The organism is Winogradskyella sp. (genome assembly GCF_013042245.1).
GTDB lineage: Bacteria > Bacteroidota > Bacteroidia > Flavobacteriales > Flavobacteriaceae > Winogradskyella.
The window spans coordinates 1-14,696 of record NZ_JABDQL010000014.1 but is presented as its reverse complement, the minus strand read 5'-3'; the positions used below and the strand labels follow the sequence as shown (position 1 = coordinate 14,696).

Sequence of the window (14,696 nt, the reverse complement as noted above, 5' to 3'; positions counted from 1 at the left end):
AGTAAAACTGTAACATTATGACTTTTATGGATATATTTACTATTCTGTGACATCGAGTCACAAAATAGTAATAATTAACGAGGCAAGCCTCGAGGTATTAAACCTGAAAGCGAATAAAACAAGCAATGTGCCATTATAGCGGTGGGTACAACTATTATGACATAAAACTAACTGTGCGGCTGGTGAGCGGAACAACACAAAAGACAGAGGCTTGTTGCTTTTTGCAATAAACTGGGTTTTGGGTTGTGGGGAATAAAAAAGAGCCTTCCGAAAAAGACTCTTTAAATTATAATTTAGTGGTCGTGATTTGAATGGTCATCACTTTTAGTTTCACCAGACTGATTCATCATCATTACGTGGTCGTATTGACAACAACCTGGTAAATCTTTATAGGCTTCTTCACTTCCTGCAACTTTTTCAGTATCATAACCTGATGCTGCGATAGCATTATGGATTGCCAATGCATCGGTTTTTGTATCATCAAAAGACACATCAATCTTCTTTTTATCGACATCCCAATTGGCACTTGCAACACCTTCAACATTATTTGCCGCTTTTTCAATGGTATTTTTGCACATACCACAATTACCTCTCACACCAAAAGATAAATCTGTCATTGCGATTTCTTTTGACACTTCCGTTGTTGTAGTTTCTTCAACTTTTTTAGTTTCGTTTTTACAACTTGTTAATCCCATAGCTATTATTACAGCTACACTTAAAATTACTTTTTTACTCACGTGGTTTACATTTTTGTTTTTGTGTTCGTGATTTTTCTTTGAAAAATTCATTGTTTTAAAATTTAATTATTATCAGTGTTTATTTATTCTATTGTTTGTTTAACCTCACCACATTTAAGCATTGCGTCACCAAAATATGGGTTGATTACTTTTTCTTCTTTACTCAACCAATATGCACCATTGTTGTTATCTGCCATAGGACAAAACTCTACATAAACTTTTTCATTGACACCAAACAATTGTACTGTATTAATTAAATGTGATGATAGGTGTTTGAAGTGGCTTCTTTGTTGCTTCAAATCTGTTGTTTTTGAGATAGAAGATGCAGAAGATTTTATCTCTTTTGCCAATGACATCCAATGGTTATGAGTTTTATCTTTTACTAATTTCATATCTACTTGACTCAAATTATCCAATAAAGTATTAGCATCTTGAGATACTTTGTTTGTATTATCTTCAACTAACGCATTTTTTAAATTAATATAGCTTTCATAAACACTATTTAATTGTTGTTGAAATGCTTTAGGTACTTCCAAACGTTCTGTCATATTGGTATGGTCGTTATCTTTATTGGATGCATTGTTTTCCATTCCTAAATGACCTTCGTGACCAGTCATTACTTTACCACCATCTTTATTCATCATAGACTTTTTCCCTTGTAATTGTGCTGCTGCATCAACGGTAAATGTTCCGTTAGTTACTATTTCATTTCCAATAAATAAACCCTCTAAAACTTCATATTCATTACCCATTTGATTACCTAATGTAACTTCACGCATTTCAAAAACGGGTTGGTCTGGATTTGTTTTTAAATAAACCACAGAGCGTTCTCCAGTCCATAACACAGCAGATGCAGGAATCAATAAGGTTTCTTTATTTTCATTCTTAACACCATCAATATTTGCAGACACAAACATTCCTGGTTTAAATACATCATTTTTATTATTTAGTACTACACGTAAGGATACTGTTCTCGTTTTAGTATTTAAAATTGGGTCAATAAAATCGACCTTCCCTTTAAATTCCTTATTTGCATATGCATTGGTAGACACAGAAACGTCTTGTCCTTTTTTAAATAAATCGATTTGGTTTTCATATACATCAAAGTTTGCCCAAACGGTATTTAGATTTGCAATTTTTAGTAATGGTTGTCCTTGCTTGATATAATCGCCTTGCTCTACTAATTTTTCGGTAACTGTCCCTGAAACGGTTGCATAAACTGGAAAGTTTTCTTTTACTTTTCCTGTAGTTTCAATTTGATTAATTTGCTTTTCAGAGAGCTTCCATAATTTTAATTTATTACGTACTGCTTTGTATAATACAGGCTGTGATTTTTTTAGTGATGAAGCTGTAATCAATTCTTGTTGTGCTGCATACAATTCTGGTGAATAAATGGTTGCTAATAACTGACCTTTACGCACTTCTTCGCCTGTGAAACTCACATTCAAACGTTCAATTCTTCCAGCGAAATAACTAACTTGAACTGCATTAGCTTCTTCATTTTCAGCAATTTTTCCAGACAATTTAATCGTGTTGCCATCAACATTTCCTTTACCTACTATGGTTGTTTGAATATTTGCCAATGCTATTGCATTTTCTGTTAGTTTAAATTGGTCTGCTGCCAAACCATTTGCGCTACTTTCGGCAGGAATTAAATCCATACCACAAATTGGGCAATCGCCAGCTTCTGGTTGCATTATCTGCGGATGCATAGAACACGTCCACATTTGATTTGTTTCTGCTGTTTCAGAATGATTATGTTCTGTTTCTTTATTTGATGAACCACCAAATAGTAACCAGCCTAATAGTAAGCCAACTACTAATATTGCTGAATAGATTACATATTTTTTCATTACTTTTATTTTTTCTCTTTAATAATTTTCTAATAGATGGTGACGATGTGTACCATAACAAAAATCCGCTTAACACAGTAATCAATCCTAAAAGTGAAAAAACTCTTAATACTATTGTGTTAAAGTTATCTCGACCTTCATAGTCCATCGTATGTGTCATCCATAAAAAGTCGAACCAACGCCAACTGCGATGCCTTACTGTTTGAAATTTCCCATCTTTAATGGACACATAGGCTTTTAGAGCTTCGTCTGATTTATAGGATATGACATAAGCTGGTAGTAGTTTTTCTCTATATTCGTGATGCTTCCCTGCCTTATCAATTTGTTCAATAGTATCTACTTCTAAATCACTTTTCATATTGTTTTTTGCAATATAAAGTGCCTCTTCTTTAGATATACTGTTTTTAGGATTTCCATTTACAGCATTATAGAGTTGTTTGTCATTAACCCAATAGTAAGGTATGTTACTAATATCTCTTAATGCTATTGTATTAATACCTTTTGAAATATCAAGCTGTGAAGGACTTATAAGATTGTTGAACGATTTGGATTTATACTCTAAATTTTTAAAGTGGTCGCCGTGTATATCGTCAATATCTGTCCAACTAAAGTATAGTCCACTTATTGTCCAAAACAAAAACTGAATACCTAAAAACAAACCTAAATAGCGATGTGTTTTTCTAATTTTTAATGCTGTGTGTCTATTTACCATTTATTCCTTTACCTTAAAGTTGAAATTGATAGCTACTTTTTCCCAAGCCAATGAAATACTACCATCTTCATTATTAATTTTATTGACCTTATACTCTAAATGTTCTGTTATTTCATTAGAAATTTCTGGCTGTACTTTAAACCTCAAAACATCATCCTTTTTGTCATATTCGTCCTTACCGTGTTGCTCCCAATTAGAATTGAATATAACTATCCATTCATCTTTTGAAGGAATTGTGAAGAATCCGTATTTGCCAGCAGGAAGTGTTTTTCCTTCAATTTGCAAATCCTTATTGGTCTCTATCCACGTTGCCATATGTGCTCCAGCTTGCCATACTTGGTCATAAGCCAATAAACCACCAAAAATGATTCTGTCCCTTACTCCTGGTGACGAATAGTCTATATGAATATGAGCATCGCCAACCATTGCCATTGCCGAAGTGTGAGGGCTTAACGGTTTCTTTTTGGACGTTTCCTCTTTATTTGTTTCTATTTCTTGATGGTTGTGTTCTTCCTTTTTTTGCTCTTGGTTTTTACAACCAGTAATTAGTATTGCTAAAAAGAGTATTGATACTATTGTTTTCATATAATTAGTTTTTGTTTTTTTACTTACTTAATTTTAATGTTCTAAATGCGCCCTGAATAACTAATAAGAATACTATGACTCCAATTATTAAATCTGGCAATCCAGATTTTAGCCAATGCACTAATACACCAGCTACTATTACTCCAAGATTTATAATAATATCGTTAGAGGTAAAAATCATACTGGCTCTCATATGCGCTTCTTTACTCTTTGATTTTTGTAATAGATATAAGCAAATACTATTAGCTATTAGGGCAAATAATGAAACTATTATCATTGTTGAAAATACAGGTAACGCTTCATAAGCTAAAAACCTACGTATCACCTCAACAATTCCCATAATTGCAAGAGTTATCTGAAAATAACCTGCATATTTTGCAATACGTTTCTTTTTTAAAATTGTACCACCAACTGCAATTAAACTCAATCCGTAAACAAATGAGTCTGCCAACATATCTAAACTATCAGCAACTAAACCCATCGATTTTGAAATTAGACCTGTACTCATTTCAATAACAAAAAACACAAAATTGAGTAACAGAACTGTCCACAGTAATTTTGATTGATTGGATTTAGATTCGTTAATTATTTCGTCTGTTTCTTCGGAACTGATTAGGCTTTCATTGAGTTTTAGTTCTTTTAAAGCAATACTGATTATTTCTACATCAGCATAATGATATATTTTTAGTATTCTTTCTTCTAAATTAAAATCAAGGTGCATTACATTATCTATTTCAGATAGTTTCATTGTGATTAGATTTTCCTCCGAAGGGCAATCCATTTTTGATATTTTGAAAACTGATTTTTGCATATGATTAGATTTTAACTGTTCTTAATCGTAGTGCATTTCCTATTACTGAAACAGAGCTAAAGCTCATTGCTAACGCTGCTATCATTGGCGACAATAAAATACCAAAGAATGGGAATAATACGCCTGCTGCAATTGGCACACCTAATACATTGTATATAAAAGCAAAAAAGAGATTTTGTTTTATATTTTTAACAACTGCGTGACTTAATTTTTTAGCTTTTACAATACCTCGTAAATCTCCTTTCACTAATGTAATTGAGGCACTTTCAATTGCAACATCTGTACCTGTACCCATTGCAATACCAACATCTGATTGTGCTAAAGCTGGTGCATCGTTAATACCATCACCTGCCATTGCTACCACTTTACCTTGTTGCTGTAATGATTTTATTTCGTTGAGTTTATCTTCTGGAAGGCATTCTGCCTTATAGTGTTTAAGGTTTAATTGTTTTGCTACAGATTTTGCAGTATTTTTATTATCTCCTGTAAGCATTATTACCTCAACACCATTATCTTGTAGTTGTTTAATAGCATTTTGACTTGTGGTTTTAATGGCATCGAAAATAGTTACATATCCAACAGCTTCATTATCTACTGCTATATATGATACTGTTTTACCTTGTTCTTGTTCTGCAACCACATTAGTTTCTAAATTTTTAGAAATCGTTATGGCAAACTGCTCTAATAACTTTGCATTACCTAAAGCAATTTTTTTGTTTTCAATAGTACCTATAACACCTTTTCCTGCTACAGCTTGAAAATCGTTTACTTTTGTAATTACAGTATTTTTAGATTTACCATAGTTTACAATGGCTTCTGCTAAAGGATGTTCGCTATATAGATTTAAGGAAGCAATGAAATGAAGTAACTTTTCTTCTTTTAAATTATTAATTGAGATTACTTTTTCAACTGAAGGCTTTCCTTCTGTAATCGTACCTGTTTTATCAACGATAAGTGTATCAACCTTATTCATTTTTTCTAATGCTTCAGCATTTTTAATTAGCACACCAGATTGTGCACCTCTACCAACACCAACCATAACAGACATTGGCGTTGCCAAACCTAATGCACAAGGACAGGCAATAATTAATACTGCAATTGCATTTACAAAGGCAAAGGCATAAGCAGGTTCTGGACCAAAAACAGCCCAAATTATAAATGTTATTACTGCAACAACTAATACAATTGGAACAAAGTATTTAGATATTCTATCTGCTAATTTTTGAATAGGTGCTTTTGAACGACTCGCATTATTTACCATATGAATAATTTGAGAAAGTAAGGTTTCGGAACCTACTTTTTCGGCTTTCATAATAAATGACTTTGTACCGTTAATTGTACCAGAGCTTACTTTATCGTCTATACTCTTATCTACTGGAATTGGTTCTCCAGTAATCATAGATTCATCAATACTACTATGTCCTTCTACAATACTACCATCTACTGGTATTTTTTCTCCAGGCTTAACTCGTAATAAATTGCCTTTTTCAATTTTATCTATTGCAATAACTTTATCTTCTCCATTAGTTACCAATGTAGCGGTTGAAGGCACTAATTTTAGTAATTCCTTTATTGCGCCACTTGTTTGACTATGTGCTCTTGCTTCTAATAATTGCCCTAATAATACTAATGTTAGAATTACCGTTGTTGCCTCAAAATAGACAAAAACATTACCATCTGCTGTTTTAAAATCTTGTGGAAATACATCTGGAAACACCATCGCAAACAGACTAAATAACCACGCAATACCTGCACCAATACCAATTAAGGTAAACATATTCAGGTTTAATGTTTTTATTGATGTGTAAGCACGTTTAAAGAACATCCAAGTTGCATAAAACACTACTGGGATTGATAATACAAATTGAATCCAATTCCATTGTTTTTGTTCTAAAACATTATATAAAGGATTATTATCTAATGCTTCAGACATTGCTATTAAAAAAATTGGCACTGTAAAAATTACAGCTATCCAAAACTTCTTCAATAATTTTTTATAGGTCTTTTCTTCTTCTGAAATATCTGCTTCTAATGGAACTAAATCCATACCGCAAATAGGACACGAACCTGCTTCATCTTTAACTATTTCTGGGTGCATTGGACAAGTCAATTGGGTGCTTACAGAAGCTAAACTTTTTTCTTCGACCAAATCCATTCCGCAAACAGGGCAATCACCTGGTTTATCGTAGGTTTTATCTCCTTCGCAATGCATAGGACAATAATATGTTCCAGTTCCTTTGCCTTTAGGTCGTTCCTGTTTTTCTTCTTTAGTATGTTGGTGTTCGCCTTGTTTATGAATAGAGTATCGATCACCATCATCTTTTAATACTTTTTGAAATGTTTCTATAGGAATATGCGATTCCATTTCGATGGTAGCTTCTGCCTCTTCTAAATTGACTGTTGCTTTTGAAACACCTTCCACTTTAGAAAGTGTTTCTTCTACGTGATTACGACAACCGTTGCAGGTCATTCCGTGTATGTAAAAGATATGTTTCATTATTGTTCTTTTTTATGCATTCCTGTGGAAAGGTTGTAATTTCCATCAGATAGCGGTGTTATTTCAAAATAAAAGGCTGTTGGTGCTTTGTAATTTCCGTACGTACGAATGCCCTGCATATCGCATTGCATATTATACAATCGTATTTTTCCATCGCTTTCTACAACTGTATAAAATCCATTAGAAAACCATTTTAAAGTAGAAGCCAATTCATCATCTATAGTATTCAGCAAATAATCGTTAATTGGAAATTCTGTAAAAACAATATTATCTTGTTTAAGATTATTATACTTTCCAATGAATAGACTGCTATCTGTTTTGGCAACGCCATACCAATTTACGCTTCCGATTCCGACAGGAACAGTTAATAGATTATTATAAGAAATGCCTTGTTCTTTTAATTTGGAACGGAATGTATTGTTAACATTATGCTTAATTCCGAATGTAAAAACCAAATACAGCGTGCTTATTACAAGTCCAATAACTGTTGGTTTAATTCTTGTAGTTTTATTTCTATAAATCGATAGACTTAAAATTAATCCTACCAATAATGGTATGGTATAAATTGGGTCAACTATATTAATGTTATCTAAACTTACACGATAGTTTGAAAATGGCAATAGCATTTGTGTACCATAAGTTGTAAAGGCATCTAAAAGAATATGCGTAAATAAAGCCAACCAACTAAACAACCATAATTTTGAATTGGATATGAGTTTTGTCCATTTAATTTTAGATAAAACAAATGCAATTAAAAATGCACCTATAAAACTAAATAGGATTGAATGACTAAATCCACGATGAATGCTAATCCGTTCTAATGCTGAATACAATGGAAGTAAAACAACATCAAGGTCAGGAATAGTTGCTATAATAGCACCAATAACTGCGCCTTTATTGCCAATTTTCTTGCCGAGCATTGTTTCGCCAATTACTGCTCCTAATGTTGCCTGTGTTATACTATCCATTTTAAAAAATTAATTAATGCTTATGACCATCTTTGTTATGGTCTTCATTTTTCACATAAGCCATACCACATTTTGGGCATTCTCCTTCTTTATCACTTCCGCTACCTTCACAATGCATTGGGCATACATAAGCGGAAGCATACTCTTTCTTTTCTGCTTGTTCAGTTTTGATAGTTGCATCGTCCTTTTTAGCATCTTTACACGATACAATTGTTAGCATTAATGCGAATACTAATACTCCTAAAATTGTTTTTACTGTTTTCATTATAAATTGATTTTATAGTTAATAAATAATTGTATTTTAATTGGTTAAATAATTGATGATTGTACTTTGAACATAATAGTTCTTAATTGATTCTATTTGGCTCATTTGAAACTTTAGTTGTAATTCTTGAATGTCTAAAACATCATTAAAATCTATCGTACCAGTTTCATAGCTTTTTATCAGTATTTGTTCTGCGTCTTTAGCTTGCTTAATGTTTTTTGTTGCTGTATTATGACTTATTCTTGCCGATATGCGCTCATTTACTGCCTTATCTAAAAGTGTTTCCAAAGTATTTAGTCTTTCTTGTTTTTGAGATAGAATTTCTTGTTGTTCCAGTTCATTTTGCTTTGAAATAGATTTGTACTTTTTATTAAAAATTGGAATTGACACCGAAACCATTGGCATTATAATATCCTTTCCGTTATCACTAAAATTCATATTTGGACGTTCAGCAACATTGATATAGTCTAATCCAAAACCAATCATAGGACTGCTTTCTTTTTGGTTCAATAATTCAGATTGTTCAATAGATGTAAAGAGTTTATCATATTTTAATAATTCTGGGTGCAATGCTAAATTTTCAGTAGTAGTTTCAAAATCTTCTTTTGGAATCAATAGGTCTTTAACCACATTTACTTCAATATCATTTTCTCTATTTAATAGATTATTTAGCATAGTTTGTTCTGCTAAAAATTGTTGTTGCAATACATCCTTTAGTTGTTGCAACTCGTTTTGACGCATTTGTAATCGTAACACATCTACTGCTGATGCTTTACCAACCTCAACAGAGGTTAAAGCCATTGTTTCATAGGTTTCCAATAGCTTAATGTTCTCACTTAATATATCTTGTTTTGTAATGTTAGCATATAACTTGTAATACGATTGTGAAACAGATGCCATTAATTTTCGTTTTGCAATAACAATATCTTCGTATTTAGCATCTGCCAATGCACTCACATAATTTTCTCTTGATGTAATTGTACCAAACCAAGGCAACATTTGTTTTGCTGACACCTTAAAACGTTGCGCTCCTGTTCGTGTTTCTGGCTCACTTATAAAATAACCTACACCAAATTCGGTATTAGGAATTGTATTGACCTCATTTACTTTTTCTGAAACTCTTTTGTACTGTAACTCGAACTTTTGAATCTCTGGATTATTAATTAATGCTTCGTTAATTAAAGTTTCTAATTGTTGCGCATTTCCATTGAGAGCAAAGAGAATAGAAAAAAGAAAAAAGATTGTTTTTATATGTTTCATTTTGATGCTCTTTTTAGTTGAACTTCTGCTTTCCAGCTGTATAAAACTGGTACTACAAATAAGGTTATTAAGGCAATTAACATTCCGCCAAAACTTGGTATTGCCATAGGAATCATAATATCGCTACCACGACCTGTTGAGGTTAGTATTGGTAATAATGCTAATATGGTTGTAGCTGTTGTCATTAAGCAAGGTCTTATTCGTTTTTCTCCTGCTTCTACAACAGATGCTCTTACTTCCTTCTTATTATCTGGTGTGTTTCTATCGAATGTTTGTGTTAAATACGTTGCCATAACTACACCATCATCGGTTGCAATTCCGAAAAGTGCAATAAAGCCCACCCAAACAGCAACACTTAAATTAATTGGATGCATCTGAAATAAATCACGTAAGTTTTCACCAAAGAAATTGAAGTTTAAAAACCAATCTTGACCATAGAGCCATATCATTAGAAATCCGCCAGCAAATGCTACTGCAATACCTGTAAACACCATTAATGATGTACCTACAGAACGGAATTGAAAATATAGAATTAAGAAAATGATTGCTAATGCTAAAGGCACAACAACTGATAAGGTTTTTTCTGCTCTTAATTGATTTTCGTATGTTCCTGTAAATTGATAGTTAATACCTTTTGGCACTACTAATTCGCCATTATCAATTTTTTCTTGAATTAAGTCTTGTGCATTTTCTACAACACTTACTTCTGCGAAACCATCCATTTTATCAAATAATACATAGCCTACTAAAAAAGTGTCTTCACTTTTAATGACTTGTGGACCTTGTTCGTATTTTATGGTTGCCAATTCGCTTAAAGGAACTGGACTGCCTTTTTCAACTGGTACATAAATCTGTTTTAAATCGGTTGGATTTGCTCTCAATTCTCTTGGGTAACGCACACGTACACCATAGCGTTCTCTGCCTTCAACGGTTTGGGTTAATACCATTCCGCCAACTGCAACTTTAAGTACATCTTGTACATCTTGTATTGAAATACCATAACGTGCTATCTTTTCTCTATCAATATCAATAAGCAAATAAGGTTTCCCTACAATACGGTCTGCAAAAACAGCTTCATCTTTTACACCTTCGGCTTGTTTTAAAATATCTTCTAACTGTACACCAAACGCTTCAATTTGTTTTAAGTCTTGACCTTTAACCTTTATTCCCATTGGTGCACGCATACCAGTTTGAAGCATTACCAATCGGGTTTCAATAGGTTGTAGTTTTGGTGCTGATGTAACTCCTGGTAGTTTGGTTACTTTAACAATGTCATTCCAAATATCGTCTGGTGATTGTATTTCTGGTCGCCAATTACGGTAAAATTCGCCGTTGTTGTCTGGTATGAGTTGAGACCTTTCGACTGCGCTCAAGGTGACATTTTTAGTATTATTTGGATTTGCAATGACATTTCCGTTTTTTAATATATACTCGCCATCATCGTTGACTTTGTAGCGTTGACGTTCTCCGTTTTCATTCAGCATATATTCTGGTTTATACTGAATGACATTCTCATACATTGATAGTGGTGCTGGGTCTAAAGCTGATTCTGTACGACCTGCTTTACCAACTACTGTTTTTATCTCTGGAATACTTGCTACAGCCATATCTAACTGTTGTAAAACCCTTTTATTTTCTTCTATTCCTGAATGCGGCATTGAGGTTGGCATCAACAAAAAAGAACCTTCATTTAATGATGGCATAAACTCTTTTCCTGTATTCTTCATAATGAAAAAACCAGCAATTACAATAGCTGTTGGTACAGATAAAAACAATAGTTTATTGTCTAAACACCATCTTAAAATTCTTGTATAATATTTAATGAATAATGAGAAAAGACCTAATAAGCCAAAGCAAATAATACTTACAAAAATGAGATTCCAAAAGATACTTTTATCTATGCCTAATGGTCTCCAATATTCAGCCAATAAGAACACAATAGCAGAAACAGAAATGACTATATTAATAAGATTAGCTTGTTTATCTGTTAACTTATTTTGTAGGTTAAGAAGTGCTGTAATTCCAAAAGCAATTAATATCAATCCTAACCAATAACCATAAATTATAGCAACGATACCTAATGCTATTAAAACACCATTTAAAACATATTTAAAATTACTTTTAATGGATTTTTTTCTGAATAAAAATGCTGCAAATGGTGGTATTAAAAATAAGGCTACAATTATAGAAGCTGTTAAAGCAAATGTTTTGGTAAATGCTAATGGTCGAAATAATTTTCCTTCAGCACCAATCATTGTAAAAACAGGAATAAAACTGATAATAGTTGTCATTACAGCTGTTACGATTGCGCCTGAAACTTCTGCTGTTGCATTGTAAACAACTGTGTTTATAGGTAATTTGTCATTCTGAACATCGTGAAGAATCTCATTATGAGATTCCTCGTCGCTCGTTCCTCGCTCTGTCGGAATAACATTCTCGTTTTCATCTAAATGCCTTATAATATTTTCTGAAAGAATAACACCAACATCTACCATAGTACCAATAGCAATAGCGATACCAGACAACGCCACAATATTAGCATCGACACCAAAGAGCTTCATTGCTATAAATACCATTAAAACTGCAACAGGTAATAAGCCAGAGATTAATACAGAAGCACGTAAATTAAATACCATAATGATTATAACTAAAATGGTAATTAGTATTTCTAACGTTAGAGCTTCATTAAGTGTACCTAAAGTTTCTTGAATCAATTCCGTTCTATCATAAAAAGGAACAATAGTTACTTGTGACGTTCTTCCATCTGCCAATACTTTTGAAGGTAATCCTGCGCTTAATTCATTAATTTTCTCTTTAACGTTATTGATAACTTCCATAGGATTCGCACCATAACGAGCAACAACAACAGCACCAACAACCTCTGCACCTTCCTTATCTAAAAGACCTCTTCGTGTTGCAGGACCTAATGATACTTTGCCTATATCTTTAATTCTGATAGCTGTGTAGTCCTCTGAAGTAACTACAGCATTTTCTATATCTGAAATGGATTTTACATAACCCAAACCACGTACTAAATATTCGGCTTGGTTAATTTCTAATGTTTGTGCACCAATGTCTTTGTTACTTTCCTTAACCGCTTTTACAATATGATGTAAACCAATATTGTATTGTCGCATTAATTCAGGATTAACATCTACTTGATATTCTTGCACGTAACCACCAATAGAAGCTACTTCTGATACACCGCTTGCAGATGATAAGGCATACTTTACATAGTAATCTTGTATGCTTCGTAATTCGTGTAAATCCCAACCACCAGTTACATTTCCGTTTTCATCACGACCTTCTAATGTGTACCAAAATATTTGTCCTAAACCAGTTGCATCTGGACCCAAAGCAGGATTAACACCATCAGGTAATAAGCCACTTGGTAATGAATTGAGCTTTTCTAATATTCTACTACGACTCCAATAAAACTCTACATCTTCTTCAAAAATGATATAGATACTTGAAAAGCCAAACATAGACGAGCTACGAATGGTTTTTACTCCTGGAATACCCAATAAAGATGTTGTCAATGGATAGGTGATTTGGTCTTCAATATCTTGCGGTGAGCGACCATCCCATTTGGTAAATACGATTTGTTGATTTTCACCTATATCAGGAATAGCATCAACTGCAACAGGATTACTTGGTAAAAATCCTGTATCCCAATTAAAAGGCGCGTTTACTGTTCCCCATCCTACAAAAAGGACAAGCATTAAAACTGCTACGAGTTTATTTTCTATTAAAAATTTGATGCTTTTATTTAGCATTGGCTTTGATAATTAAACAATTAGACAATGGTGTTACGAAAACACCGAATACAGCAAATTATCCTTACGACATACAGCCATAGAATAACACAGTCTATTGTTTAAAAATCAAATTAAATAAGTCTCGTCAATCTTAAAGATTTGCCTGACGACGAGTGGTGGTTTGTATTCTTCGTAAGAAGATACATTGTTATCTAAGCCTTCGAAGAGGTTAATATAGGTATGAACAAATGAAGCTATGAATACTTGTTGCTCAAACGTAATTTTATCGAATTGTAGTTGTAGTTCGTCTTGACCTTCAATAGCTAATTGCTTGTCGTCACAACAATTCTTTTTTGTAATACTGCAACCTTCTGTAGATGGTTTTTCCATTTCCATTCCGCAACCTTTTGCTTTATAGAAAATAGCAGTTTCCACTAAAGTATCTCCACAATAATGCATATTTACAGTAAACGACAACGTTAAGAATAACACTACGAAAGCCATCAACAAAGACATTATTTTATGGAAAAACTGTTTCATTATAATTACGAAATTACAAAATTTTAACAATTCCGTATTTTGTTTAACAGAAGTTTAATTAATTAGCTCTTTTAATACTTCATAAATCTTAACCATTGCCAAAGTATCTAATTTGCAATAGTCTAAAAGGTGTTGCCTTGTTGCTTCTATATCTTCATTAAAATTTGGGTCTAAAACCATTCTGCCCCAAGTATCTAACGCCATAGTACCATTAGTAACATCTAAATCTGAATAACTTAAATCAGGAACTAAAATAGGTTGTACTTTTTTAATAGAACTTGAACCGTGAAAACGATAGTCTATGTAGTCTTTTTTGAAAATCGTCTCTAAATCAAACATATGCTCATTAATGTATGTTAGGTAGCTTGCAAATTGAGGTAACCATTCTATTAAATCTATATTTCTTCCTATTTCAAAACTTGCGTGCCACGATACAAACGTTCCTGTACTTCCTGTAAAGTCTTGCATAGCTTGTAGCATATCTATTGGCATTTGCATAGCATCCAATACATATTCAAAATGCGTTAGCGTATTATCTTCTGTTAGTGTATGGATTGATACTTGAAAGGTTAAATGCTTATGCGGACTTAAACCATCTAATCTTGGGATAGCACTTGCATAGGTCTCATAATCTATAAAATGTAATGGAAATTTTAATTTATCTAATTCCCTTTTGATGTTAGGCTTATTTATTATTGGTTGCTCTTGTT

The 14,696-nt window shown here is 32.8% G+C and carries 12 protein-coding genes; all 12 read right to left on the bottom strand.

Translation table 11 applies throughout. From position 1 onward, the window contains the following. Nucleotides 1-293: 293 nt before the first annotated feature. Nucleotides 294-788 carry a heavy-metal-associated domain-containing protein gene (locus tag HKP48_RS01050; RefSeq protein WP_296341932.1) on the bottom strand — a complete coding sequence of 165 codons (495 nt, stop codon included), beginning with the start codon at nt 786-788 and terminating at the stop codon, nt 294-296. Between the two features lie 32 nt (nt 789-820). Next, complete coding sequence (locus HKP48_RS01045) at nt 821-2,590, bottom strand: efflux RND transporter periplasmic adaptor subunit (RefSeq protein WP_296341930.1); 1,770 nt, start codon at nt 2,588-2,590, stop codon at nt 821-823. After that, a complete protein-coding gene (locus HKP48_RS01040) occupies nt 2,508-3,302 on the bottom strand; it encodes a PepSY domain-containing protein (RefSeq protein WP_296341928.1) in 795 nt (264 codons plus the stop codon). The genes HKP48_RS01045 and HKP48_RS01040 overlap by 83 nt, the downstream gene beginning before the upstream one ends. Then, complete coding sequence (locus HKP48_RS01035; protein ID WP_296341926.1) at nt 3,303-3,887, bottom strand: DUF2911 domain-containing protein; 585 nt, start codon at nt 3,885-3,887, stop codon at nt 3,303-3,305. Nucleotides 3,888-3,906: 19 nt separating this feature from the next. Beyond that, nucleotides 3,907-4,698: a cation transporter gene (locus HKP48_RS01030; RefSeq protein WP_296341924.1), complete on the bottom strand. Its 792-nt coding sequence runs from the start codon at nt 4,696-4,698 to the stop codon at nt 3,907-3,909. A 4-nt stretch (nt 4,699-4,702) separates the two neighbouring features. Continuing rightward, on the bottom strand, nt 4,703-7,195 hold the full coding sequence (locus HKP48_RS01025; protein ID WP_296341922.1) for a heavy metal translocating P-type ATPase: 2,493 nt from the start codon (nt 7,193-7,195) through the stop codon (nt 4,703-4,705). After that, nucleotides 7,195-8,163, bottom strand: a complete 969-nt coding sequence (locus HKP48_RS01020) for a metal-dependent hydrolase (RefSeq protein WP_296341920.1) — start codon at nt 8,161-8,163, stop codon at nt 7,195-7,197. Before HKP48_RS01020 ends, HKP48_RS01025 begins: the two co-directional genes overlap by 1 nt. Before the next feature lie 13 nt (nt 8,164-8,176). Continuing rightward, nucleotides 8,177-8,428, bottom strand: a complete 252-nt coding sequence (locus HKP48_RS01015; RefSeq protein ID WP_296341918.1) for a heavy metal-binding domain-containing protein — start codon at nt 8,426-8,428, stop codon at nt 8,177-8,179. Between the two features lie 36 nt (nt 8,429-8,464). Next, a complete protein-coding gene (locus HKP48_RS01010; RefSeq protein WP_296341917.1) occupies nt 8,465-9,688 on the bottom strand; it encodes a TolC family protein in 1,224 nt (407 codons plus the stop codon). Further along, nucleotides 9,685-13,464, bottom strand: a complete 3,780-nt coding sequence (locus HKP48_RS01005) for an efflux RND transporter permease subunit (protein ID WP_296341915.1) — start codon at nt 13,462-13,464, stop codon at nt 9,685-9,687. The genes HKP48_RS01010 and HKP48_RS01005 overlap by 4 nt, the downstream gene beginning before the upstream one ends. Before the next feature lie 108 nt (nt 13,465-13,572). After that, nucleotides 13,573-13,986 (bottom strand): hypothetical protein, encoded by a 414-nt coding sequence (locus tag HKP48_RS01000; RefSeq protein ID WP_296341913.1) that lies wholly within the window; start codon nt 13,984-13,986, stop codon nt 13,573-13,575. Nucleotides 13,987-14,040: 54 nt separating this feature from the next. Continuing rightward, the coding region (locus HKP48_RS00995; RefSeq protein ID WP_296341911.1) for a DUF2779 domain-containing protein at nt 14,041-14,696 on the bottom strand (656 nt) is incomplete at its 5' end.

Bases quoted from the DNA above. Each gene is read 5' to 3' on its own strand.
- HKP48_RS01050 (WP_296341932.1), bottom strand. From the start codon at position 788: ATGAATTTTTCAAAGAAAAATCACGAACACAAAAACAAAAATGTAAAC.
- HKP48_RS01045 (WP_296341930.1), bottom strand. From the start codon at position 2,590: ATGAAAAAATATGTAATCTATTCAGCAATATTAGTAGTTGGCTTACTA.
- HKP48_RS01040 (WP_296341928.1), bottom strand. From the start codon at position 3,302: ATGGTAAATAGACACACAGCATTAAAAATTAGAAAAACACATCGCTAT.
- HKP48_RS01035 (WP_296341926.1), bottom strand. From the start codon at position 3,887: ATGAAAACAATAGTATCAATACTCTTTTTAGCAATACTAATTACTGGT.
- HKP48_RS01030 (WP_296341924.1), bottom strand. From the start codon at position 4,698: ATGCAAAAATCAGTTTTCAAAATATCAAAAATGGATTGCCCTTCGGAG.
- HKP48_RS01025 (WP_296341922.1), bottom strand. From the start codon at position 7,195: ATGAAACATATCTTTTACATACACGGAATGACCTGCAACGGTTGTCGT.
- HKP48_RS01020 (WP_296341920.1), bottom strand. From the start codon at position 8,163: ATGGATAGTATAACACAGGCAACATTAGGAGCAGTAATTGGCGAAACA.
- HKP48_RS01015 (WP_296341918.1), bottom strand. From the start codon at position 8,428: ATGAAAACAGTAAAAACAATTTTAGGAGTATTAGTATTCGCATTAATG.
- HKP48_RS01010 (WP_296341917.1), bottom strand. From the start codon at position 9,688: ATGAAACATATAAAAACAATCTTTTTTCTTTTTTCTATTCTCTTTGCT.
- HKP48_RS01005 (WP_296341915.1), bottom strand. From the start codon at position 13,464: ATGCTAAATAAAAGCATCAAATTTTTAATAGAAAATAAACTCGTAGCA.
- HKP48_RS01000 (WP_296341913.1), bottom strand. From the start codon at position 13,986: ATGAAACAGTTTTTCCATAAAATAATGTCTTTGTTGATGGCTTTCGTA.